The organism is Rhizobium sp. 16-488-2b (assembly GCF_017741815.1).
In the GTDB taxonomy this organism is placed as follows: domain Bacteria; phylum Pseudomonadota; class Alphaproteobacteria; order Rhizobiales; family Rhizobiaceae; genus Rhizobium.
Window position 1 is genome coordinate 164,350 of sequence record NZ_JAGHMF010000014.1, and the last position, 24,739, is coordinate 189,088.

General features: G+C 62.4%; 20 protein-coding genes and 1 other RNA gene. 2 read left to right on the forward strand and 19 right to left on the reverse strand.

Going from position 1 to position 24,739, the window contains the following annotated elements; genetic code table 11:
• Positions 1 to 29 precede the first annotated feature (29 nt).
• From ftsA to J5286_RS14045, 3 genes are read right to left on the reverse strand one after another with little or no spacing between them, the layout of a single operon-like run.
• A complete protein-coding gene (gene ftsA / locus J5286_RS14035; RefSeq protein ID WP_018897575.1) occupies positions 30 to 1,361 on the reverse strand; it encodes a cell division protein FtsA in 1,332 nt (443 codons plus the stop codon).
• The gene (locus J5286_RS14040; protein WP_209190861.1) at positions 1,358 to 2,290 is read right to left on the reverse strand and encodes a cell division protein FtsQ/DivIB; all 933 of its coding nucleotides are present in this window, start codon (positions 2,288 to 2,290) and stop codon (positions 1,358 to 1,360) included. The genes ftsA and J5286_RS14040 overlap by 4 nt, the downstream gene beginning before the upstream one ends.
• Positions 2,278 to 3,204 (reverse strand): D-alanine--D-alanine ligase, encoded by a 927-nt coding sequence (locus J5286_RS14045; protein WP_209190995.1) that lies wholly within the window; start codon positions 3,202 to 3,204, stop codon positions 2,278 to 2,280. Before J5286_RS14045 ends, J5286_RS14040 begins: the two co-directional genes overlap by 13 nt.
• Before the next feature lie 499 nt (positions 3,205 to 3,703).
• On the opposite strand from J5286_RS14045, the gene J5286_RS14050 reads away from it, so the two are divergent.
• Both J5286_RS14050 and J5286_RS14055 read left to right on the forward strand, forming a co-directional pair.
• Complete coding sequence (locus J5286_RS14050; RefSeq protein ID WP_209190862.1) at positions 3,704 to 5,008, forward strand: MFS transporter; 1,305 nt, start codon at positions 3,704 to 3,706, stop codon at positions 5,006 to 5,008.
• Positions 5,009 to 5,125: 117 nt separating this feature from the next.
• Positions 5,126 to 6,223: a metallophosphoesterase gene (locus J5286_RS14055; RefSeq protein WP_209190863.1), complete on the forward strand. Its 1,098-nt coding sequence runs from the start codon at positions 5,126 to 5,128 to the stop codon at positions 6,221 to 6,223.
• Between the two features lie 45 nt (positions 6,224 to 6,268).
• Here J5286_RS14055 and murB read toward each other — a convergent pair whose 3' ends face one another.
• The 16 genes from murB to J5286_RS14135 form a co-directional block, all read right to left on the reverse strand.
• Complete coding sequence (murB, locus tag J5286_RS14060) at positions 6,269 to 7,243, reverse strand: UDP-N-acetylmuramate dehydrogenase (protein WP_209190864.1); 975 nt, start codon at positions 7,241 to 7,243, stop codon at positions 6,269 to 6,271.
• Positions 7,240 to 8,655 (reverse strand): UDP-N-acetylmuramate--L-alanine ligase, encoded by a 1,416-nt coding sequence (murC, locus tag J5286_RS14065; RefSeq protein ID WP_111562108.1) that lies wholly within the window; start codon positions 8,653 to 8,655, stop codon positions 7,240 to 7,242. Before murC ends, murB begins: the two co-directional genes overlap by 4 nt.
• Positions 8,652 to 9,782: an undecaprenyldiphospho-muramoylpentapeptide beta-N-acetylglucosaminyltransferase gene (gene murG / locus J5286_RS14070; protein WP_209190865.1), complete on the reverse strand. Its 1,131-nt coding sequence runs from the start codon at positions 9,780 to 9,782 to the stop codon at positions 8,652 to 8,654. The genes murC and murG overlap by 4 nt, the downstream gene beginning before the upstream one ends.
• A gap of 6 nt (positions 9,783 to 9,788) precedes the next feature.
• Positions 9,789 to 10,943, reverse strand: a complete 1,155-nt coding sequence (gene ftsW, locus J5286_RS14075) for a putative lipid II flippase FtsW (protein WP_026282825.1) — start codon at positions 10,941 to 10,943, stop codon at positions 9,789 to 9,791.
• Between the two features lies 1 nt (position 10,944).
• Positions 10,945 to 12,357, reverse strand: a complete 1,413-nt coding sequence (gene murD, locus J5286_RS14080; RefSeq protein ID WP_209190866.1) for a UDP-N-acetylmuramoyl-L-alanine--D-glutamate ligase — start codon at positions 12,355 to 12,357, stop codon at positions 10,945 to 10,947.
• Positions 12,358 to 12,364: 7 nt separating this feature from the next.
• Positions 12,365 to 13,465, reverse strand: coding sequence for a phospho-N-acetylmuramoyl-pentapeptide-transferase (gene mraY, locus J5286_RS14085; RefSeq protein WP_018897565.1), 1,101 nt, complete (start codon positions 13,463 to 13,465; stop codon positions 12,365 to 12,367).
• A 22-nt stretch (positions 13,466 to 13,487) separates the two neighbouring features.
• Positions 13,488 to 14,921 (reverse strand): UDP-N-acetylmuramoylalanyl-D-glutamyl-2,6-diaminopimelate--D-alanyl-D-alanine ligase, encoded by a 1,434-nt coding sequence (locus J5286_RS14090; protein WP_209190867.1) that lies wholly within the window; start codon positions 14,919 to 14,921, stop codon positions 13,488 to 13,490.
• Positions 14,918 to 16,378, reverse strand: coding sequence for a UDP-N-acetylmuramoyl-L-alanyl-D-glutamate--2,6-diaminopimelate ligase (locus J5286_RS14095; protein WP_209190868.1), 1,461 nt, complete (start codon positions 16,376 to 16,378; stop codon positions 14,918 to 14,920). The genes J5286_RS14090 and J5286_RS14095 overlap by 4 nt, the downstream gene beginning before the upstream one ends.
• Positions 16,379 to 16,445: 67 nt before the next feature.
• On the reverse strand, positions 16,446 to 18,197 hold the full coding sequence (locus J5286_RS14100; protein WP_047505809.1) for a peptidoglycan D,D-transpeptidase FtsI family protein: 1,752 nt from the start codon (positions 18,195 to 18,197) through the stop codon (positions 16,446 to 16,448).
• Positions 18,198 to 18,199: 2 nt separating this feature from the next.
• Positions 18,200 to 18,598 (reverse strand): cell division protein FtsL, encoded by a 399-nt coding sequence (gene ftsL, locus J5286_RS14105; protein WP_018897561.1) that lies wholly within the window; start codon positions 18,596 to 18,598, stop codon positions 18,200 to 18,202.
• A 1-nt stretch (position 18,599) separates the two neighbouring features.
• On the reverse strand, positions 18,600 to 19,625 hold the full coding sequence (gene rsmH / locus J5286_RS14110; RefSeq protein WP_209190869.1) for a 16S rRNA (cytosine(1402)-N(4))-methyltransferase RsmH: 1,026 nt from the start codon (positions 19,623 to 19,625) through the stop codon (positions 18,600 to 18,602).
• A 14-nt stretch (positions 19,626 to 19,639) separates the two neighbouring features.
• Positions 19,640 to 20,080 (reverse strand): division/cell wall cluster transcriptional repressor MraZ, encoded by a 441-nt coding sequence (mraZ, locus tag J5286_RS14115; RefSeq protein ID WP_018897559.1) that lies wholly within the window; start codon positions 20,078 to 20,080, stop codon positions 19,640 to 19,642.
• 823 nt (positions 20,081 to 20,903) lie between these two features.
• Positions 20,904 to 21,299, reverse strand: an RNA gene (gene rnpB / locus J5286_RS14120) — RNase P RNA component class A.
• A gap of 49 nt (positions 21,300 to 21,348) precedes the next feature.
• Positions 21,349 to 22,545, reverse strand: a complete 1,197-nt coding sequence (locus J5286_RS14125; protein ID WP_209190870.1) for an NAD(P)/FAD-dependent oxidoreductase — start codon at positions 22,543 to 22,545, stop codon at positions 21,349 to 21,351.
• Between the two features lie 12 nt (positions 22,546 to 22,557).
• Complete coding sequence (locus tag J5286_RS14130; RefSeq protein WP_209190871.1) at positions 22,558 to 23,745, reverse strand: FAD-dependent oxidoreductase; 1,188 nt, start codon at positions 23,743 to 23,745, stop codon at positions 22,558 to 22,560.
• Positions 23,746 to 23,863: 118 nt separating this feature from the next.
• Entirely contained in the window at positions 23,864 to 24,538 is a 675-nt protein-coding gene (locus J5286_RS14135) for a lytic transglycosylase domain-containing protein (protein WP_209190872.1), read from the reverse strand.
• Positions 24,539 to 24,739: the final 201 nt, after the last annotated feature.

Sequence of the window (24,739 nt, forward strand, 5' to 3'; positions counted from 1 at the left end):
ATCGCCACGCCGGCCAATTCACTCAATTTCTAGAAGCTTTCCTTCAGCCACTGGCCCATCCGGGCGAAGCGGCTGCTATTTCCGCCAAGCGACATGAGCAGACCGCTCTGTGACGCATGTGTTTCCTGGTCCGCGACTTGCGGATAGATCATCAGGCCGACCGCCGTCGAAAAGGCCGGACCCTTGGCAGCGGTCGGGAGACCCGAGACGCCCATCGGGCGGCCGATACGGACGTTGCGGGCAAGAATCTTGCGGGCAACGTCGGCAAGGCCGGTCAGCTGGCTTGCGCCGCCTGTCAGCACGACGCGCTTGCCGACGATCGGGCTGAAGCCCGAGCGCTGAATGCGGTCGCGAATGAGTTCCATCGTCTCCTCGATGCGGGCGCTGACGATCCGCGACACCAGTGCGCGCGGCACCTGCGTCGGCAGATCGCGGTCGTCCTCGCCGATCGGCGGGATCGAGATCAGCTCGCGCTCATCGGAAGAGTTCCCCATGGCCGAGGCATGAACCACCTTCAGACGCTCGGCGTCCTCGATGCGGGTCGAAAGGCCACGGGCCAGATCGGTAGTGACGTGATGACCGCCGAGACCGACGGCATCCGTGTGCACCAGCTTGCCTTCGGCAAAGACCGAGATCGTCGTCGTGCCGCCGCCCATGTCGATGGCAGCACATCCGAGTTCGACTTCGTCGTCAACGAGAGCGGCAAGACCGGAGGCGTAAGGCGTCGCAACGATACCCTCGACCGACAGATGCGCGCGGTTGACGCTGAGCTCGAGGTTCTTCAGAGCCGTGCGCTCGGCGGTCACGACATGCATGTCGACGCCCAGAACGTCACCGTACATGGACAGTGGATCGCGAATGCCGCGCTCACCATCGAGCGAGAAACCGGTGGCCAGCGAGTGCAGCACGGCGCGATCCTGGCGCAGCGACTGCTGGCAGGCTGCCGCCAAAACCTTCTTCAGATCGTTCAGCTCGACTTCCTGGCCGCCGAGATCGATGGTGGCGGTGTAGATGTCGCTGGTGAGGCGTCCGGCCGTCAGGTTGACGATCAGGCTCTCGACGGTGAGGCCCGCCATGCGCTCGGCGGCATCGACCGCGAGGCGGATGACGCTTTCCAGCGCATCGAGATCCGAGATCGCGCCGGTCTTGATACCGCGCGAACGCTGATGGCCGATGCCGATGATTTCGATGTTATGCGTGCGACCGGGGAGGATCTGGCTCTCCTCGCGCGGCGTCAGCCGGCCGATCATGCAGACGACTTTCGTCGAACCGATGTCGAGCACGGAAACGACGTGCGACCGCTTGGACGAAAGCGGCTTCAGGCGCGGCAATCCAAAATGGGACGAACCGAACAAGCTCATATATTCTGCCCCGCCTTCTTCAAATCCTTGGTGCGCTGATCGAGAACAAGCTGACGGCGCTCCATGGCTTCAGGCGTCAGTTGGATGGCCATACGGTCGGAGAGGCGAAGATCGACGGCCGCGATATCGCGATCGAGAAGCGCCTGCTCGCCGTTGAATTTCGAAAGGCGCGCCAGCGCCTGATCGACATCGTCTTCCGGCAGCTTGACGACGACGCCGTTATCCATGTGCAGGTCCCAACGACGGCCGGAGACCCAGACATAGGCCTTCACGCGCGCCTTGATATCCGGCCACTTGGAGAATTCGTCCGCGAGCGAAGCGGCAGCCACTTCGGCGCCGCGACCAACGACCAGCGGAAGCTGCGAAAACTTATTGTCGCGAAGCGGCGCGATGACCGCCCCGCCCTTCTCGACCAGCGAGAGCTCGGCGCCATGCTGCCAGATCGCGTAGGCTTCGCGCTCCTTGAGCTTCACCTCGATCGTCTTCGGATAAACCTTGCGAACCTCGACGCTCTCGACCCAGGGAAGCTTCGCGATCTTCTGACGCGCCGCATCCACATCGAGCGCCACGAGCGAAGTCGTGCCGTCGAGACCGATCAGCTGGAGGATATCGATTTCGGAGGTCTCGGAGTTGCCGGATACCTTCACGTCCTCGACGGCAAAGCCGGCGGCAGCCGTCGTCGCCTGGGCGACAACTTCCGTGTGACCACCCAGAGACATGCCGTAGAAACCCGTCGCGGCGAAGAACGCCAGCGCCGACACAGTGCCCGTATGGGCAGGAATATAGATGCGGCCGCTACCGAGGCTGACAAGGAAGCGGACGACGCGACGCAGAGGCCGCGGCAGCACGATGCGCCCATCGCCTTCAGCATAGGAAGGCTCGGCTTGATGGCTTGGGCGCCCAATCCTTTTGACCGTTACCGAGAACAAGAAGCGTCCTCCACCATCCAACGAAGAAATTCACCAAACGAGTAGCCGGCATGACCGGCCATTTCGGGCACAAGCGAGGTTGGAGTCATGCCTGGCTGAGTATTGATCTCCAGCCAGATGATTTCGCCGTCTTCGGAGAAGCGATCGTCATACCGAAAATCCGACCGACTCACTCCACGGCAACCAATTGCTTGATGCGCCCTTAGGGACAATGATTGTATTTTTTGGTAAATATTCGGTGAAATTTTCGCCGGAATGACGTGTTTCGAACCACCGGCCACATACTTGGAATCATAGTCGTAGAAGCTGTGACCCTGCGGAACGATCTCGGTCACACCAAGCACCTGATCACCCATGACGCCACAGGTGAGCTCGCGACCATGCACGTAACGCTCGACGAGAACCTCCTCGCCATACCGCCATTCGGCCGAGCCGATGATCTGCGGCGGACGCGACTGATCCTCCTGGACGATGACAACACCGAAGCTCGAACCCTCGCGCACCGGCTTCACCACATAAGGTGGCTTCATCGGATGTTCGGCAGGAAAAGCGAAGCGGTTGATCACCTGCGACTGCGCGACAGGAATGCCGGCGGCGGCCGCAACACCCTTTGCCTTGCTCTTGTCCATGGCAAGTGCCGAGGCCAGAACGCCGGAGTGAGTGTAGGGAATTTCGAGATATTCGAGGATACCCTGGATCAGCCCATCCTCGCCGAACGGCCCATGCAGGGCGTTGAACGCCACATCGGGACGGAGAGCGGACAGCTTGGCGGAGACGTCACGATCGATATCGATACGGGTCACCTGGAAGCCTTCAGCCTCGAGAGCATCCGCGCACGCCGCCCCGGACGAAAGGCTGACAGGCCTCTCCGAGGAAAATCCGCCCATAAGGACAGCGACATGCTTGCGACTCATAGATACCCCCAAAATAATCCGTACTTTGCATTCCAAGGCTTGCACCAGGCTGGCTTTCTTCCGAATCTGGCTCGCCTGGCGCACGTGTATTAGAACGTCATTATGGTTAACGAAGCGTTTACTTCTGTTAACTTCCTGGCTGCAGTGGCATGAATTGCGACAGTCGGGCGCAGCCGACGAAACGCGAAAACCCCGCAGCGCCAAGCGCTACGGCCGATATGTCAAAGCGAAACAAAAAGTTTAAACAACAGCGCCAAGCAGGCTCCGACCACCGGCCGCTGCCAGATTTGCGCGGACGCAAATCTGACTTCTCACCGCGCCTGCAACCGCTGGAAATACGGATTGCGACGCGGTTGAGCGCCCTACTTTCCGGCTGAAAAAGCAAGTACCCTAGTTTTTGTCGGTTTATTGCGCGATTAACGTTTGCGCCGAATTAAAATTGCGTTATGAGCCCCTAGCCTCCCAGGGGCATACAACCGAAATCCCGATTGGAATGAAAATGTCAGACGCGATATCAAGAGTATCGCCGACATCAGCTTCATCGAACAGTGCACCGCTCAACTCGCCGGCACGCGTTCTGATCGCAAGCGTCGTCGGCACCACCATCGAATTCTTCGACTTCTACGTATACGCGACGGCCGCCGTGCTGGTCTTCCCGACGCTGTTCTTCCCGAACAGCGATCCGACGACCGCGCTGCTCGCCTCCTTCGCGACCTTCTCCATCGCCTTCTTCGCACGCCCGCTTGGCGCCGTGGTCTTCGGCCACTTCGGCGACAGGATCGGCCGCAAGACGACGCTGGTCGCGGCCCTGCTGACGATGGGTATCTCCACCGTCATCATCGGCCTGCTGCCCTCTTATGAATCGATCGGCGTTCTAGCACCTCTGCTTCTCGCGCTTTGCCGTTTCGGCCAGGGCTTCGGCCTCGGCGGCGAATGGGGTGGCGCGGTGCTGCTGGCAACCGAAAACGCACCAGAGGGCAAGCGCAGCTGGTACGGCATGTTCCCGCAGCTCGGCGCACCGCTCGGCCTCTTCCTGTCGTCTGGCATCTTCTGGGTGCTGCTGCAGTTCATGCCGCAGGAACAGCTGCTGGCCTGGGGCTGGCGCGTTCCCTTCATCGCCTCGATCGTCCTGATCGTCATCGGCCTGTGGGTCCGTCTCTCGATCACCGAAACGCCTGACTTCCAGAAGGCCATCGACAAGCAGGAGCGCGTTGCCGTTCCCGTTGCCGAAGTCTTCCGCAAGCATAAGCGCAGCCTGTTCCTCGGCACCTTCGTGGCGCTCGCCACCTTCGTGCTGTTCTACATCGGCTCCGCCTACCTGCTCTCCTACAACGTCAAGGTCCTGAAGATCCCGTTCCTCGACGCACTCGAGATCCAGATCGTCGGCTCGATCTCCTTCGGCATCTTCATCCCCATCATCGGCAAGCTCGCCGAGCGCTTCGGCCGCCGCGAAATGCTGATCCTGACGACCGTCCTGATCGGCCTGTTCTCCTTCCTGCTCCCCGGCCTGATGGCTGGCGGCGAAGGCAGCATTCTGGTCTTCGCGATCGTCGCCATGGCGCTGATGGGCATGACCTACGGCCTGATCGGCACGGCGCTCGCAGCCCCCTTCCCGACCGCCGTGCGCTACACCGGCTCGTCGATCACCTTCAACCTCGCAGGCATCTTCGGCGCATCGCTCGCGCCCTATATCGCCACCTGGCTGCAGGCGAACTACGGCATGCTCTACGTCGGCTACTATCTCGGCCTCTCGGCCGTCATCACGCTGATCTGCATCCTGGCTTCCGGCCGCGACGAAGTCTGATCGAAGCGCTGATCGCAAATTCGAGGCCGCGACGGGAAACCGCCGCGGCCTTTTTCGTTGTTGTCTGTTAACGCCCTGCCTCTATTTTCGATGCGATCAAAGGTTGGGGAGAGACGAATGCTGACACGACGATCGCTGCTGACGCATGGCCTGGGCGCCGGCCTGTCGCTATCTCTCCCGCCCCTCGCCCGCGCTGCCGACGTCCCCGATACCGACGTCACCTTCCTCGTCATCAACGACATCCACGCCTGCCGCATCGGCGATGGCCTCAGCCCGAATTGCGAGGCAGAGGGCAAGACCGACGCCAACCTGCTGCGCCACATCAGGGCGCTCAACAACATCCACCACCAGACCTGGCCGGAAGCGATATCGGGAAAGCCGACCGGCTTTGCTCTCGCTGGCCAGCGGATCGCCAAGCCGCAGGGCGTCATCGTCTGCGGCGACGTCACCGATGACGGCGGCGGTCAGATGGCGGAGTTCGCGGAGGGCTCGCAGTTGCTGCAGTTCTCGCACCGCTATCAGCAGGGGCCGGGCGCCGACCACATCCACTTCCCCGTTTATGTCGGCCTCGGCAATCACGATCTCGACCAGGACGGCCATCCCCCGCAGGTCGACTGGTACCGCGACGAGTTGCGCGACTATGTGCAGCTGAACCACAAGCCGAGCGTCTTCTTCAAGCCGGTCGTGCCCGTCGACAATTACGACGAGGCCTCCGACAATTACTCCTGGAACTGGGGCGGGCTGCACCTCATCCAGGCGCAGCGTTATGGCGGCGACAACACCAAGGGCACCGCCAACAGCCTCGACTGGATGAAGCGCGACCTCGCAGCCTATGCCGCCGACGGGCGCCCGGTCGTGATCTTCCAGCACTATGGATGGGACAAGTTCTCGCTCGAACGCTGGGACCCGGAAAAGAGCACCTTCACCGTTGAGGGCAGCGGCGCGCCGCACTGGTGGGGTGAATCAGAACGTCAGCAACTGCTTGCAACCCTTGAAGGTTACAACGTAATCGGCATTTTCCACAGCCACGAGCACGACACGCGCATGGCCTATCAGGCCGGCGGCATCGACGTCTTCAAGGCGCGCGCCGCCTTCATGGGCGGCTTCAGCCTCGTGCGCATCAAGGGGAATGTCATGGATGTGGCGATCGGCGATGCCCGCGACGATCTCGGCGGGGTGACCTTCACCACCGCCTTCACCAAACGTTTCGGCTAAGGCACATCGCGGTGCCGCAGCTTGCGGCACCGACAGGCATGTAGCTTACTCGCTCGTCACGCCCTGGAACGGACGCACTTCGCGGCCGGGCATGAACAGGCCCAGGCGCTTGATCTCCCATTCCAGCTTGATGCCGGAATTCTCGAACACTTCGCGGCGAACCTGCTCGCCGAGATATTCGAGGTCGTAGCCGGTGGCCTGGCCGTTGTTGATCATGAAGTTACAATGCAGGGACGACATCTGCGCGCCGCCGATGACGAGACCGCGGCATCCCGCTTCGTCGATCAGCTTCCACGCGGAATGACCTTCGGGGTTCTTGAAGGTCGAACCGCCGGTCTTCTCGCGGATTGGCTGCACCGTCTCGCGATGGCTGCGCACGGCATCCATGTCGGCACGGATCTTGGCGCGGTCCTCGGAATAGCCCTCGAACAGAACCGATGTGAAGATCAGGTCGCTGGCGGCCGACGAATGGCGATACTCATAGCCCATGTCGGCATTCGACAGCACGTGCTTGTTGCCCTTGCGGTCGATCGCCGTGACCTCGACGACGCGATCACGCGTCTCGCCGCCATTGGCGCCTGCGTTCATGCGCGCGGCCCCACCGATGCTGCCGGGAATGCCGTAGTAGAAGTGGAAACCGCCGATACCGTTGTCCATCGCCATGGCCGCGACATGCTTGTCCGGGCAGATGGCGCCGGCTCGCACGCGGTTTTCGCCCGCGAGTTCAACCGAGCCGAAGCCCTTGGCCGAAAGACGCAGAACCACGCCAGGAATGCCGCCATCGCGAACCAGGATGTTCGAGCCGACGCCGACGACGGTCATCGGCACTTCCTCGGGCAGGATCTTCAGGAACGCGACCAGGTCTTCCTCGTCGTGTGGCTGGAACATCAGTTCCGCGAGGCCACCGGCATGGAACCAGGTGACGCGGTCCATCGGCGCATCCGGTGTAATCCTCCCGCGGATGTCCTTTACACCGTCGCCCAGCGACGCAAGAAGCTTTTGCCCATTCACCTGTTTCATGCGGATCTACCCGAAAGGCCTTCCAGTTGCTTGGGCAGTGCTGCCGCCCAATAAGTGATACTCCCAGCCCCCAACAGAACCACGAAATCGCCTGGCTTTGCAATCTCTGCGACCATTTCAGGCAACAACTCGGGAGAGGCGAGGAAGCGCGCATCGCGATGCCCGCCCGATTTGATCAGCGAAACAAGCGCTTCAGCGTTGGCGCCCTCGATCGGCTCTTCGCCTGCGGCATAGACCGGCGCCAGGAAAATGCTGTCCGCATCGTTGAAGCAGGCCGCGAATTCCGCAAACAGGCTCGCCAGGCGCGAATAGCGGTGCGGCTGGTGCACGGCGATGACGCGGCCCTTGCACGCCTCGCGCGCCGCCTTCAGCACGGCCTTGATCTCGACCGGGTGATGGCCGTAATCGTCGAAGATCTGCACGCCGTTCCATTCGCCGGTCAGCGTGAAGCGGCGCTTGACGCCACCGAAGGAGGCAAGCCCCTTGGCGATATCCTCGCTCGACATGCCCAGGCGATTGGCGACAGCGATCGCCGCGGTGGCATTCGAAACATTGTGCCGGCCGGGCATCGGCAGAACGAGATTGTCGAGCTTGATGACCTGGCCGGTGCGGCGGCGGCGGATCTCGACGTCGAAGGTCGAGCGCGCGCCGTCAATGCGCACGTTCATGAAGCGCACGTCGGCCTGCGGGTTCTCGCCATAGGTCACGACCTTGCGGTCCTCGATACGGCCGACCAGCGCCTGCACTTCGGGATGGTCGAGGCACATGACGCCGAAGCCGTAGAACGGCACGTTCTCGACGAACTGGCGGAACGCGGCGCGCACGGCGTCGAAATTGCCGTAATGGTCGAGATGCTCGGGGTCGATATTGGTCACGACCGCGACGTCGGCCGGAAGCTTCAGGAAGGTACCGTCCGATTCGTCGGCCTCGACCACCATCCACTCGCCCTCACCCATGCGGGCATTGGTGCCGTAGGCGTTGATGATACCGCCGTTGATGACGGTCGGATCAAGCCCGCCGGCTTCGAGCAGCGTCGCGACCATCGACGTGGTCGTCGTCTTGCCGTGCGTGCCGCCGATGGCGATCGCATTGCGGAAGCGCATCAGCTCGGCCAGCATTTCGGCGCGACGCACGACGGGCAGCAGCTTTTCGCGCGCGGCGATGAGCTCGGGATTATCCTTCTTGATCGCGGTCGAAACGACGACGACCTCGGCATCGCCAAGGTTCTCGGCCTTGTGGCCGACGAAAACCTCGATGCCCTTGTCGCGCAGGCGCTGGACGTTGGCGCTATCGGCCTGGTCGGATCCCTGGACGCGATGGCCGAGATTGTGCAGCACCTCGGCGATCCCGCTCATGCCGATACCGCCGATGCCGATGAAATGGACGAGGCCGATGGCCTTCGGCATTTTCATGCGCTTTTCCCCTTGAACTCTGCAATTGTACGTCCCGCCGCAATAGCCTCTACCATGTCGGCAAGCAAGTTCGCGGCGTCAGGTTTACCCGCCTGCCTGGCGGCGGCGGCCATGCGCGCCAGCTTTTCCGGGTCGTTCATCGTGTGCGTCAGGATCGACGCGATCTTCTCGGACGAGAGTTCTGCCTGCACGATCACCTTGGCGCCGCCGGTCGCCGCGAGCGACGCGGCATTGGCCGCCTGGTCGTGGTCGAGCGCATGCGGATAAGGCACCAGGATCGCCGGACGGCCGATCACCGAGATCTCGGAAACAGTCGACGCACCCGACCGGCAGATCACCAGATGCGCCTTGGCCAGCCGTTCGGCCATGTCGGTGAAGAATGGCGCGATGTCGGATGCGGCGCCCATCTGAAGCTTGGCGACGCAATCGCCGACCATGCCCATATCCTCGGGACGAACCTGCTGGGTGATCCGGAGCCGCGCGCGCAGATCGTCGTCGAGCAGGCTGATTGCCGTCGGCATCGCCTTGGAGAAATACTGCGCGCCCTGACTGCCGCCGAAGACGACGAGATTGAATAGCTCGCCGGCATGCGACGGCATATAGGGCGTCTTGGCCGCCTCGATGACGGCAGGACGCACGGGATTGCCCGTCGTCACCGTCTTCTCGGGGAAAGCGCCACCATTCTCAGGCAGGAAGCCACCGGCGATCGCCTTGACGCGGTTGGCGAGCGCCTTGTTGGCGCGGCCCATCACCGCATTCTGCTCGTGGATCATCGTCGGCACGCCGAGACGCGCGGCGGCGAGCAGCGGCGGCACCGTCGGATAGCCGCCGAAGCCGACGACCACCACGGGCTTCAACCGCCCGATCAGGCGCTTGGCCGCCCGCATGCCGCTCCACAGCGTCCATAGCGAACGCGCGACGGCGACCGGGTTCTTCGAGGCGATCGTCGCCGACGGCACGACATGGATCTCGTCGGCCGGGAATTTGCCGGCATAGCGCTCCGCCCGGCTGTCCGTCACCAGATGCACGGAATAGCCGCGTTCCTTCAGCTTGTAGGCCAGGGCCTCCGCCGGAAACACGTGGCCGCCGGTTCCCCCGGCGGCAAGCAGAACGATGCCTTTGCTCATATAGTCTTACTCCGCCGGAATGCCGTGCGCGACGCGAAACAGGCTCCGCTCCTGCGCACGCTTTTCCGGTCTGTGGCGCGTCAGCGCGAGAATGAACCCGGCCGTGACGCAGATGGCGACCATCGACGAACCGCCGTAGGAAATCAGCGGCAGGGTCATGCCCTTCGCCGGCAGCAGCTCGAGATTGACGCCCACGTTGATGATGGATTGTATGCCGATCTGCAGCACGAGGCCAGCGACGGCGAAACGGTTGAAATCGTTGCGCTCCTTGTAGGCATGCGACAGACCGCGCAGGACGAGCGCAGAAAACAGCAGCACCAGAGCGATGCAGAAGATGATGCCGAACTCCTCGGCCGCGACCGAGAAGATGAAGTCGGTGTGCGCGTCCGGAATGATGCGCTTGACGATGCCCTCGCCCGGACCCTGGCCGAACCAGTCGCCACGGATGATCGCTTCGCGCGCCGTGTCGATCTGGAACGTGTCGCCCTCGCCGGTCATGAATTTGTCGATACGCAACGCCACGTGCGGGAAGACGTAATAGGCGCTGACGAGACCGCCGACGCCACCGGCGCCAAGCACGATGATCCAAAGCCACGGCATGCCGGCCATGAAGAACATTCCGCCCCACACAGCCGTGGTCAGGATGGTCTGGCCAAGGTCGGGCTGCGCCACGAGAAGCGCCGCGACCATGCCGAAGAGGATGATGGCGAAGAGATTGCCCGGGATTTCCGGCTGGCGCGCATGCTCGGCAAACAGCCAGGCGCAGACGACCACGAAGGCGGGCTTCATGAATTCCGACGGCTGGATCGAGATGCCGGCGAGCGTCACCCAACGGCGGGAACCCTTGACCTCGACACCAAAGAACAGCGCGAGCAGCATCATGGCGATCGCGACGATCAGGAGAAGGATTGCCGTGCGGCGCACCTGCCGCGGCGTCAGGAACGACAGGCCGATCATCACCGCCAGCGACGGGATCATGAAGGCCGCGTGGCGCTTGACGAAGTGGAACGGCTCCAGCCCGATGCGCTCGGCCACCGCCGGCGACGCGGCAAACGACAGCATGAAGCCGATGCCCATCAGGAAGATGAACATCGCCAGGAAGAACCGGTCGATGGTCCAGAACCAATCGGCCAATGCCCCGCGTTCCGCACGACTTACCATGTCACTTCTCTCCTGTTGCCGAACCGATCAGCATGGTGATTCCGTCGAGCGCTGCCACATGGCTTACAAATGCATCGCCCCTGACTTCGAAGTTCTTATATTGGTCGAAGCTTGCGCAAGCCGGTGCTAACATGACCGCCAATGGCCCGCTTTCGTCCTTTGCCGCATCCTCGGCCGCATGCGCGACCGCCTGGTCCAGCGTTCCCGAGATCTCGTAGGGCACCGCCTCGCCGAGCGTGGCCGCGAATTCCGCGGCCGCCTCGCCGATCAGATAGGCCTTGGCGATGCGCGGGAAGAACGGCGCAAGCGTCGTGATCCCGCCCGCCTTGGGCAGGCCGCCGGCGATCCAGTAGATGCGATCATAGCTCGACAGAGCCGGTGCAGCCGCATCGGCGTTGGTCGCCTTGGAATCGTTGACGAACACCACATTGCCGCGCCGGCCGACCGGCTGCATGCGGTGTTTCAGCCCAGGGAAGGATGCTAGCCCCGCGCGGATATCCTCGATTGAGACGCCGGCCGCAAGGCAGGCTGCGACGGCAGCCGCCGCGTTCTGCGCGTTGTGGCTTCCGCGAAGCGTCGGGATACCGTCGAGATCTGCGATCGGCAGTGCGGCACCCGCCTGCGCCTGGATGAGCTTCGTGCCCTCGGCATAAATGCCGTCGGCGAGCGCGTGGCGGCGGGAGATGCGCGTGACCTTGCCGCCTGCCCGCTCGATGCGGTCGGCGATCATCTCGCAATGGCTGTCGTCGACGCCGACGATGGCGACGTCGCTGCCCGCGACCAGCCGCTCCTTGACGTCGGCGTAGTGCTGCATCGTGCCGTGGCGGTCGAGATGGTCGGGCGTGAGGTTGAGCAGGATGCCGGCCGACGGATTGAGCGTCGGCGCGAGATCGATCTGGTAGGACGAGCACTCGACGACGTAGAAGCGTCCTGATTTCGGCGGCTCCAGCGTCAGCACGGCGGTGCCGATATTACCGCCGAGCTGGGTGTCGCGGCCGCTCGACTTCAGGATATGGGCGATCAGCGCCGTGGTGGTCGATTTGCCGTTGGTGCCGGTGATGGCGATGAACGGGGCATCGGGCGCATGCGCCCGGCGCTCGCGCACGAAGAGCTCGACATCGCCGACGATATCGACGCCGGCGGCGCGCGCCAGATCGACCGTCCAGTGCGGCTTCGGATGCGTCAGCGGCACGCCCGGCGACAGCACGAACAGCGACTGCGCGTTCCAGTCGATCGTCCGGAGATCGGCGGTGTGGATCCCCTCGGCCGCGGCCTTGGTCACGCTATCGGGATTGTCGTCCCACGCCGTCACCTCCGCGCCCCCAAGGATCAGGGCGCGCGCAGTGGCAAAGCCGGAACCGCCGAGCCCGAAGAGCGCGACCTTTTTTCCAGAAAGCGTGGTGACCGGGATCATGATCGTCTTACCGCAGCTTCAGCGTCGAGAGGCCGAGCATGGCAAGGCCGACGGCGATGATCCAGAAGCGGATCACGACCTGGCTTTCGGTCCAGCCCTTCTTCTCGAAATGGTGGTGGATCGGCGCCATCAGGAAGACGCGGCGTCCGGTCATCTTGAAGAAGCCGACCTGGATGATGACAGACAGCGTTTCCATGACGAACAGGCCGCCGATGATCGCCATGACGATCTCGTGCTTGGTGGCGACGGCAACCGTGCCGATCGTGCCGCCGAGCGCCAGCGAACCGGTGTCGCCCATGAAGATGGCGGCGGGCGGCGCGTTGAACCACAGGAAGCCGAGGCCGGCGCCGATGACGGCGCCGAGAACGACGGAGAGTTCGCCGGTGCCGGGCACGAAGTTGATCTGCAGGTAGTTCGCGAAGACGGCGTTACCGGCCAGATAAGCGATGACGCCGAAGGAGGCCGCCGCGATCATGACCGGCACGATGGCGAGGCCATCGAGACCATCGGTGAGGTTAACGGCATTGCCGGCGCCGACGATGACGAAGCCGCCGAAGACCACGAACATGATGCCGAGGTTGATCAGGAAATCCTTGAAGAACGGGAATGCGACCGACGAACCGAAGGTCGAACCCGCAGGGCCCGAAGCCAACGATGCCCGCATCATGAAATAGACGGCAATGCCGGCAATGACGAATTCGATGCCGAGGCGCGCCTTGCCGGAGAAGCCCTTGTGGCTCTGCTTGCTGACCTTCAGATAATCGTCATAGAAGCCGATCGCGCCGAAGCCGAGCGTGACGAGCAGCGTCGCCACGACATAGACGTTCGACAGATCCGCCCACAGCAGCGACGAGCCGACGATGCCGGCCAGAATCATCAGGCCGCCCATGGTCGGCGTACCGGCCTTCTTGAAGTGCGTCTGCGGTCCGTCGGCGCGGATCGGCTGACCCTTGCCCTGGCGGATGCGCAGCGAATTGATGATCATCGGCCCGAACAGGAAAACGATCAGCGCGGAGGTGAAGAGAGAGGCGCCCGTGCGGAACGTAATGTATCTGAACAGGTTCAGAAATTTCAGGTGTTCCGACAGTTCGACTAGCCAAATCAGCATTCAGGGCCCCTTGTTTACCCGCTCAAAATTCGCGTTGCGTGTCGGCAAATGGCGGGAACTTGTCAAGGAGCGCGGCAATAATCTTGCCGAAACCGATGCCCAATGACGATTTTACCATCAGCACGTCGCCTACCGCGACAGAGTTCAATACGTGGTCGATGAGTTCGTCGGTCTGCGCGCGATGCACGACCGAAACGCTCTCGGGAAGTGATTCCTTCAGCGCCAGCATCTCAGGCCCGGCGAGCCAGACATGTTCGATGCCGGCGGCAAGCAGCGGCCCGGCGAGATCGGTGTGGACCTTCTGCGAATAGTCGCCCATCTCGAGCATGTCGCCGAGCACGGCGATCCGCCGTCCCGATCCTGTCGGCATGGAGCTGGCGAGCAGCGCGATTGCCGCGCGCATCGATGTCGGATTGGCGTTGTAGCTTTCGTCGATGACGGTGAAGCTTCCATGGCCGATCGAGAGCTTGTGGCGACGCCCCCTGCCCTTTTCGGCCTGCAGCGTTGCCAGTGCCGCGATCGCCGACTGCAGGTCGGCGCCGACGATCCTGGCGACGCCGAGGGCTGCCAGCGCGTTCTCGGCGATGTGTCTGCCGGGCGCGCCGATCGCGACTTCATGAGTCTCGCCGTCGATGGTGATCCACAAGGTCGAGCTCTGGTCGCCGCCGTTGAACTCCGCCATGCGGAAATCGGCCTTGGCGTGCTGCCCGAAGGAATGAATGTGCTGGATGCCGCAGGCCTGCGCCGTGCGGTCGAGGAAATTGAACTGGTCGTTGTCGCGATTGAGCACGGCATGGCCGCCGGGCACGACACCCTCGAAGATCTCGGCCTTGGCGGTCGCGATTTCCTTGATGCTCTTGAAATTGCCGAGATGCGCCGGCGCGATCGTGGTGATGACGGCGACATGCGGCTCGATCATCTTCACCAGCGGACGGATTTCGTCCGGGTGGTTCATACCGACTTCGAAGACGCCGAAATAGGTGTCGAGCGGCATGCGCGCCAAGGTCAGCGGCACGCCCCAGTGATTGTTGAAGGATGCGACCGACGCATGCACCTTGCCCGATGGCGCGAGAACCCGGCGCAGCATCTCCTTGGTGGTCGTCTTGCCGACGGAGCCGGTGACGGCGATGATCTGTGCGCGCGATCGAGCCCGCGCCGCAAGCCCGAGCTTGCCCAGCGCCACCAGAACGTCCTCGACGACGATCATCGGCACGGTCAAACGACCGAGCGCCGGCAGACGCGCCTCGCTGACGACGAGCAGCGCAGCACCATTGGCCATTGCCATCGATGCGTAGTCATGACCGTCGACCCGGTCGCCCTTGATCGCGAAGAAGGCCTCACCCGGCTGGATCGAGCGGCTGTCGATCGCGATCCCGGTTATCCCCTCCGGCAAGCTGCCGAACGGGCGCCCGGCCATGGCCGTGATCATGTCCTGCGTTGTCCAAAGCCAATTCACGATTTCAGCTCCTCCAAAGCCTTGCGCAATTCGGCGTGATCCGAAAACGGCAGCGTGACGCCACCGATCGTCTGCCCCTCTTCATGTCCCTTGCCGGCCACGATCAGCGTGTCGCCGGAATTGAGCATGGCCACCGCCTCGCGGATCGCCTGGGCGCGGTCGGCTATCTCGGTGGCGCAGGGAGCCGCCGCCATGATCTCGGCGCGGATCGACGCGGGTTCTTCCGAGCGCGGGTTGTCGTCGGTGACGACAACGACATCGGCGAGCCTGCAGGCGATCTCGCCCATGATCGGCCGCTTGCCGCGGTCGCGGTCTCCACCGCAGCCGAAGACGACGATGACGCGACCAGTCGTGAACGGACGCACGGATTCAAGTACATTCGAAAGCGCATCCGGCTTATGAGCGTAATCGACATAAGCAAGCGCGCCATCCTTGGCATGGCCGACCAGCTCGAGGCGGCCGGAAGCGCCCTGCAACTTTTCAAGTGCGGCCATGGCGACCTTAGCCGGAACGCCCGTGGACATGGCAAGGCCGGCGGCAACAAGCGCATTGGCCACCTGGAAATCGCCTGCAAGCGGAATGTCGACCTCGAAGATCTGCCCTTCGGCGTGGATTTCGGCGACCTGCTTGTGGCGGAAATGCTCGACGCGCTTCAGCGTCAGATACTCGCCCTTGCGGCCGACGGTGCGCACGACATGCCCGGCATCGATCGCCGCCTTGATCGCCTGCTCCGACCATGCGTCGTCGGCAAAGATCACGGCGGGGTTGCCCTTGGGCAGCAGCGTATCGAAGAGCCGCATCTTGGCAGCCATGTAGTCCTCGATCGTCGGATGGTAATCCATGTGATCGCGGCCGAGATTGGTGAAGGCCGCTGCGGCAAGCTTCACGCCATCGAGGCGCGACTGGTCGAGACCGTGGCTGGACGCTTCCATCGAGGCATGCGTCACGCCTTCGTCGGTCAGTTCGGCCAGCAGCGCATGCAGAGACACCGGGTCGGGCGTGGTGAGCGAGCCATAATCGTTTCGGGTCGGCGAGACGACGCCCGTCGTGCCGATCATCGCGGCCGGGTGGCCGGCAAAGGCCCAGATCTGGCGGGTGAAGGAGGCGACCGACGTCTTGCCGGCGGTTCCTGTGACAGCGACCATGGTCTCCGGCTGCTTGCCGTAGAAATTGGCGGCCGCGAGCGACAGGAAGCGGCGCGGTTCGCTGACGACGAGAACGGGAATGGAGGCTTCGGTCGGATGCGAGGCGATCGCGACTGCGGCACCGCGCGCAGCGGCATCGGCGATGAAGCCCGCGCCGTCAGCCTTGGTGCCGGCGACGGCGACGAAGGCCATGCCGGGCGCGATCTTGCGGCTGTCGGCGGAAAGGCCGGAAATCTCCAGCGCGCCCACCGGGCCGTTCAGTTCTTCCTTCAATTCCGGAAACGCATTTCCGGCGATGTCCCTCAGTTTCATCGAACGCACACTTTTCTCTCGAGCCGTCGAGCCCCCATGGCGAATCGGCTGCGACATTCATCCAGACTCAATAAGACACCAACATGGCCGATCCGTCGTCACCGAACTTCGGTTCCACACCGAGGATTGGCGCCGCACGGGAGATGATGTTCTTGACCATCGGTGCGGCGGTATAAGCCGCGATGTTCTGGCCCTTTTCGCCATTGTGCGGCTCGTCGCAGAAAGTCAGCACGACATACTGCGGGTTCTCGATCGGAAATGCCGCCAGGAAGGCGTTGAAATTGAGGTTGGTGGCGTAGCGGCCGTTGACGACCTTGTCGGCCGTACCGGTCTTGCCGCCGACGTTGAAGCCGGGAACATCGGCGTTGCGGCCGGAGCCCTTCACACCGTTGACCTTGAAGAGATAGCGCACGTCGTCGCTGGTGCTCTTCTTGACGACCACCTCGGCCACCTCGTCGGCCTGGTCGCGATTGCGCGGCAGGAAGGTCGGCTCGATCAGCTTGCCGCCGTTGACGAGTGCCGCACCGGCGACAGCCGTCTGCAGCGGTGTCGTCGAGACGCCGTGGCCGAAGGAGATCGTCACCGAGTTGATCTTCTTCCAGACCTTCGGCTGGCTCGGCATCTTCACCTCGGGCAGCTCGGTCTTCATCTTGGTGAGAAGGCCAAGCTTCGTCAGATAGTCCTTCTGCGCATCGATGCCGACGATGTCGATGATGCGGGCCGTACCGACGTTCGAGGAATACTGGAAGACTTCAGGCAGCGTCAGCCAGCGGCGCTGGCCGTGGAAGTCGTGGATGGTGAAGCCGCCGATGTGCAAGGGCTGCGTCGCATCGAAGCTGGAGTTGAGGTTGACCTTGCCGGTATCGAGCGCCATGGCGAGCGAGAAGGTCTTGAAGGTCGAGCCCATTTCGAACGTGCCGTTCGACATGCGGTTCAGCCAGCCTTCCTTGGCGCCTTCGAGCGGATTGTTCGGATCGAAATCCGGCGCCGATGCCATGGCGAGCACTTCGCCCGTGTGGATGTCGAGGACGACGGCGCCCGCACCCTTGGCTTCGTAATTCTTCACCGCGTTGACGACGATATCGCGCACGATGTTCTGGACGCGGATATCGATCGACAGCTTGACCGGCTCCAGCGGCTGATCGCTGGTCATGCCGACCATGGCGAGATCGGCCAGCCCCTGGTCGTCGATGTATTTCTCCATGCCCGCAACGCCGCGATTGTCGATGTTGACGTAGCCGAGGATATGCGCGGCGGTCGCACCGCCGGGATAGAAGCGACGCTTCTCCGGGCGGAAGCCGATGCCAGGAATGCCGAGCGCCAGGATCTGGCTCTGCTGCTTCGGCGACAGCTGGCGGCGCAGCCAGGCGAAGTGCGAATTGCGGTTGGCGAGCTTCTTGTATGTGCCCTTCATGTCGAGATCGGGCAGCACGGTCGTCAGCTTTTCGACGGCCTCGTCGGCATCGACGATCTTGTTCGGCTCGGCAAACAGCGAGACGGTGCGGATGTCGGTCGCCAGAACCTCGCCGTTGCGATCGAGAATATCGGGACGCGACGCGAGCAGGCGATCGGGCGGCAGGATGCTGGACACGACGTCGGGGTCACGCACCGCGTATTCGACGAGACGCCCGCCGATGACGCAGTAGACACAGACGAAGGCGAAGGCCAGAAGGCCGACGCGGCTCTTGGCCTGGCCGCTGCGCTTCTTGCGCGAGCCCTGGATCGACACGCTGCCTGATGGACCGCCAAACCGGCTGTAGACGCCGGAAGAAAAGTGGGCCTGGCTCTTGGCAACCATGATGCGTGAAAGAAAGGACATCTCTACTCCACAGATCCGGTTGTCATTTCGTCTTCTTCCTCGACAGGCTTCGCCACGACCTTCGGCTTCGGCTTGCCGGTCTTGGCGTCGGCAATCTCCGGCACCGGCACCTGCGCCTTCAGCATCGGCAACTCCTTGGCATGCACCAGCGAGGTCGAGACGGTAGGCTGCAGCTGCAGCTCGCTGTTATAGTTGTTGACCAGCCGCTCCAGCCGGTTCGGCTGCGATTGCAGCGCCCAGTCGGCCTTCAGAAGATCGATCGTGTCCTTCTCGAGCTTGATCTCCGCTTCGAGGCGGTGAACCTCCTCGAGCTTGAGTTCGGCCCGATGCTTGATCGTATAGGTCACGGCGGCCGCGGCCGTCATGACGCCAACAAGAACGAGGTCGAAGGTTCTCAGCATATCAGGCTCCGAGCTTTCCGAGGCTTGCGAGGTTGGGCAGTCCGAAGATCGACATGTCGGCGGCTTCCGCAGGTGCCGTGGTTCTGAGACCCGCACGCAGCTTGGCGGAACGCGCGCGCGGATTGATATCGGCTTCCGCGTCGCTTGCCGACACCATCGGCTTGCCGATCCGGTCGAAGGTCGCGGCGCGCTCGTGCGCGATCGGCATGTGGCGCGAGCCGGATGCCTTGCCGGCGCGATCGGAGAAGAAGGTCTTGACGATGCGGTCTTCCAGCGAATGGAAGGTGACGACCACGAGACGGCCGCCCGGCTTCAGCGCCTGTTCGGCGGCAAACAGCGCCTGCGCCAGCTCGCCGAGCTCGTCGTTGACGAAAATACGCAGCGCCTGGAACACCCGCGTCGCCGGATGGATCTTGTCCTTCATCTTGCGCGGCGTGACGATTTCGATCAGGCCCGCCAGATCGCGCGTCGTCTCGAAAGGCTTCTCGGCGCGGCGCTTCTCGATCGCATGCGCGATGCGCGGCGACTGGCTCTCTTCGCCGAGGAAATGGAAGATGCGGATGAGTTCGGCGACCTTGGCACGATTGACGACGTCGGCGGCGGAAACGCCGGATGCCGACATGCGCATGTCGAGCGGCCCGTTCTTCTGGAAGGAGAAGCCGCGATCGGCTTCGTCGATCTGCATCGACGACACGCCGATATCGAGCACGACGCCATCCAGGCCGGCGGCCGGCGCATGATCGGCCAGCCGCGAAAATTGCGAGTGAATGAGCTTCAGGCGACCGCCATGCGCATCGACCAGCGCCTGCCCGCCCGCGATCGCCGTCGGATCGCGATCGAGCGCGATCACCTCAGCACCGGCAGACAGAATGGCCGACGTGTAACCGCCCGCGCCAAACGTACCGTCGAGAATGACCTTGCCGGCAGCAGGCTCGAGCGCCGTCAGCACCTCGTTGAGAAGAACCGGAATGTGGCGAACCGGTCCGCCACCGGCATCAGTTGAACCTTCGCCAGGATTCGCCGCCATTCCGTTCCCTCGTGTTACGAGGAACGCTTGCCCGCCAGCCTGCGCTCCTCTCGTGCTCGTTGCTGCACCGCCTGAAATTCCTTCGGCTGCCACAGCTGAAAATGATCCGCCCGACCGACGAAGGTCACTTCGTCCGAGATACCGGTGAAGTCGCGAATGAAATCCGTGACCATCAACCGCCCCTCGGCGTCGAGCTTCATGAAGACCCCGCCCCCGTGAATGAGAAGCGACATCTCGTTCGCTTCCGGCGAAAACGGATCCTCCGCAGCAATCTGCCGCTCGAACCTTTCGAGAAGGTCCGAACCGCCGACGCTGATCGCCGGAAACACAAAATCCTGGAAGCAGTACAAATCCTGGATGTTGCCCTGCGCCATCACCGATCGAAACGCCGCGGGCACGGAGACCCTGCCCTTGGAATCGATCCTGTTGGTCGCATGTGAAAGGAAGCGGCCCATGACACGAAACATCCGTTCCCGAAAGAGCCCGGACAGCGATTAGGCGCCCCGAACCCCATTTCTCAGACACAGCTTCGCCAGCCGGATGGACGACATTCCATCCAGCATCTCCGGTGAGGAGTACGCCTTTACTTTGCGATTGGTGGGCACTTGATTGCCCTTGCGCAGTGCAGGAATGGGATAACATGGGACCATATGGGCGTCAATGGGAAACGCCCGTCTCACGATGAGCGCAGTATCGAAAATTTATAAGCTGTTAAGTTTAACAAAGGGTTATGAACGCCCGAATTCTCAGGCTCCGAAGTGCCCCAAAGCGGCACCGCAGCTTGCGGCGAAAAACATCCCCGGTTGCGGAAAATGAATTCGAACACGCCGCGCAGGTGAAAATCACAAAACTCAACTTTAAATGCGCATCTGGCCGTGGACACCTCGAGCCACCTCCCCATTCACTCGCATGTGTTCATCCGGCGCTTCATGCCTACTATGTCGTTAACGGAAAATAATGTATTTTAGATATCATGCATACACAAAGACAAAAACATATCCATTTGCAGAACAAACTAAGAAAGCACGGAGAAAATCCATGGCGAGTTTTAGCTTCAAGGGAATGTTGGCTGGAATGAAGTCGCCGAATACTCAGCCTCCACTGAAGAAAGTCGGCATGACTTCTGAAATTCAGTGTGTAAACTGTGGAAAACTACTCAAGCGATGGTCGGCACTTTCGCTGAGCAGCACCGTTTGCGAGGAGTGTCTTCGCCAGCCGCCAACGTCTCACTGAGCCCATGAGGGCCAGTGAAATCGTATGGACGTCGATGAAAAGACAATCGCCAGTTGGCCTGTAAGCCGGGTTCTGTATGGCTCCGGCCGAAACCGGAACGTGGCAGCCATTCCTCTGGGACAACGTTTGCACGTTGCCTCTCGCAACCCACCCGGATGACTGGCCTGGAAACCAGCCGGACGGCTTGCGCCGTCCGCGTCATCCCTATTCGGTCTTGCTCCCGGTGGGGTTTACCTTGCCATCGCCGTTGCCGGAGACGCGGTGGGCTCTTACCCCACCCTTTCACCCTTACCTGCCGAAGCAGGCGGTTTGCTTTCTGTGGCACTTTCCCTGAGGTCGCCCTCGCCGGACGTTATCCGGCACCGTGTTTCCGTGGAGCCCGGACTTTCCTCACCCTACCGTCTTTCGACATTGGTAAAGCGCGGCTGCCCGGCCAACTGGCCCGGCTCCCTTAACCGAGACTGGGAGCGAATGCCAACAAAATATCGCGTCAAGCTTCGCGGAAATACGGTTTGAAATCCGTCGCGTAGCCCTGTCCGTTGATTCGACCTTCGAGCAGCAGCAGCGCGCCGAGCCGGCCGATCTCGTCCGAACTCTTGGCAGCCGTGCCGCAACCGCCCGTCAGAACGCCGATGCGCCGCGACGCGGTATAGCCAATCATCGGATGCCCGCTCGGCGTATACGAGACGACGCAGGAGCCGCTTGAGGTTGAGACCGGCCGCAACTCCGGCACGGCCTGTTCGATCAGCCGCGTCAGATGCGACTGGACACTCTCGCGGCCGTCGGTCTTGAACCAGTCCCGCAGATCCGGCTCGCGCTCCAGCCTGACATCATCGGGATCGCCGCCGATCTTCATGTAGAGCTTACCATCCGGATAGCGGATCGGCGGCAGCATGTAGAAATCGTCGAGACCATCGACGCCATGCGAGATCAGCGACGGCATGCCGGCAAACCGTGCGGCGGCCGCCTCGTCGACCTCGTAGAAAGCGATGGTGCGCGCATAAACCTTCAGATCAACAGGCTGCGGCAAGAGATTCTCCGCAATGGAAAAACCGCCGGCGGCGAGCAGCACCTTCTCGGCCCGATATGTCTTCCCATCAGCCGTCTCGACGGCAACCAGCCCGCCCTCGTCGCGGATCGACACCGCGACCTCGCGGATGACGGAAGCCCCGGCCCTCTCGGCAGCGATCGACTGCGCCCTGACCAGATTGCGCGGGCTGATATAGCCGGCGCCCGTTGCCTCGTGCACACCCTCGGTACCGTCAGCAAAGGCGAAGAACGGAAACCGCTCCTTCAGGCCGGCATCGTCAAGCAGCGACGTCTCGACGCCGAGCGACCGGGCAGCAGACGATGTCCGCTCGACATAGCCATCCGCCCCACCGCGCTTGGGACCAACGACAAGGCAGCCGGCGGGCGTGTAGAAGGAAACACCGCTCTCCCCCTCGATCTCGGCGTAGCGACCGATCGAGCGATTGGCGAGCAAGGCCCAGTCGCGGTCGGGATCGATGGTGCGGGTAATGCGACCCTCGTCGTAATGGCTGGCGAAGACGCCGTCATGCCGCTTGCGATCCTCGGGCTCGTCCGGGCCGATGACGGCCACGCCATCGGTCGACTTCGCCAGATGCCGGGCAGCGGCAGCACCCATCATGCCGCGGCCCACGATGATATATTTGAAATCCACGCTCATGACCGTCCCGATCTATCGAAAAGAAGGTGTCAGCTGCCGGCCGAAATCGGCCTCGCCGAGCGCGCCTTCCGAAAGCAGCACCGCACCCAGCCGCCCAAGCTCGTCCGACGACTTCGCGGCAACGAAATTGCCGCCCGTCAGCACCGCGATGCGCGGCGATGGGGTGAAGCCGGCATAGGGATAGGCGGTCGGCGTGAAGGTCGCGACGCAGGGCGCCGATGTCACGGGGCAACCGGCGAGATCAGGCATCAGCTCCAGGGCCGTGGCCACCAGCAGATCGCGCTCGGCGGGATCACCGTCCGACCGGAACCACGCCCCGGCGTCCTGAAGCGTGTCGAAGCTGCGCGTCTCGGTATCGCCGCCAAGCTTCAGATAGGTCTTGCCGTCGGGATAGCGCACCGGCGGGAGAATATAGACATGGTCCTCGTCGCGATCACCGAAGACGATGCTCGACGGCATGCCGCCGAAGATCGCCTTTTCGCGCTCGCCGAGTTCGTAGAAGACAACCGTTCGGGCCGCGACGCGGGTATCCACGGGCGCTGGAAGAAGCTGATTGAAATTGCTGAAACCGCCGGCCGCGACAAGCACGCGCTCCGCCGTATAGGTGCGGTCGCCGACGCTCACCTCGACATGCGAGCCAGCATCCTGGACGCTGGTTACCGTCGCATTGATGATGGTGACGCCGCCAACTTCCGCAAGCGCCGTCTGCGCGCGCACCAGGGCGCGCGGATTGACATGGCCGGCGCGACGCTTCTCGTAATAGCCGCTGAAGCTCTCCCTCAGCGTGAACTCAGGAAAACGCTGGCGCAGGGTGACCGCATCCAGCACCTCATACTCGACACCGAGCCCGTCGGAGACCTCGATCGCGCGCCCGAGATAGCCCTGCCCCGGCTGCGGCACCGGCCCGGCGAACAGGCACCCGGCTTCCGTGAAGAAGGAGATGCCGCTCTTCGCCTCGATCTCGGCGTAGCGGTCGAGCGAACGGGCGGCGAGCGTCGCCCAGACGATGTTGTCGTCGAAAGTGCGGGTAATGCGCGCCTCGTCATAGTGGCTCGCGAACACGCCGTGGTGGCTCTTGCGCTCGACAGGCTCGCTCGGGCCGATCAGCGCCACCCCTTCGATCATCGCGCTGAGATGGCGGGCCGCAGCCGCGCCCATCATTCCGCGCCCGATTATGATCGCCTTGAAATCACATGCCATGTCTCACCTCGTTTCAAGGTGAGATAGCACGATCTGCAAGTTGAATCATATTGTTAAGTCATGCCCTCAGGTGATTCAGCCACAAGCGCTTTCGGCCGTGGCTATCCCACTTGAGCGATCAGTTGATCATCGCCAGCACTTTGCCGCAATAGGCCTTGGAAACCGGGTTCATGCGGGTCGCCGCGTGGCCGGCATTGTACTTGAGGATGGTATCGCAGGTCTCGCCGCCACCAAGCGTGTGGGCAGCCGCCAGATACTTCATGCCGTACTTGATGTTGGTATCGGGATCGAAGAGACCCTTGCTGGAACCCGAGTAGCCCATCATCCGAGCCGTCGCCGGCTTGATCTGCATGAGGCCGATTTCGCCGGCGCTGCCGCGGGCATTCGGATTGTAGTTGCTCTCGACACGCACCACGGCATGCGCGAGTTCGACCGGAACGTTGTACTCTCTCGCGTACTTGACGATGATCGCCGCATACTTGCTGCCGGGCATGTCGGGCATGGCGAAACCGGACGTACGGTCGACGGTGTTGAGTGCCACGGTCTTCTGGGCCTTATCGGTCTTCTGAGATTTGTCGGTCTTGGCGACCTTCTGCACCCGCTGGGCCTTGTGAACTTTCGGAGCCTTCTTCGAGGCCACTTCGGCCGTTTTGGCCTTCTCTGTCTTTTGCGTCTTGAGTGTCTGCGTCGTCTCTGTCGCTTGCGCTCTATTGCCCCATTCGCCTGCGTTTGCGCAATTGAATCCCATCAGCAGTGTGCTGGCGCACACCACAGCAGAAATAATCTTTCTCATGTAGTCCAGATACTCCAAGCAAAAGAAAAGCTGCGTATAAATGAAATCCGAACGCAGCATAAATTCGCATCAATACTCAAAGTATCAGCGATATTTCTTTTCTGTTTCAATTGACGACGGTCGACAACACACAACAAAACAACCGGCGCCGTTTAGCGACTGCGGTTAGACCATCGCATTGAGGAGATAATAGGGAAAACA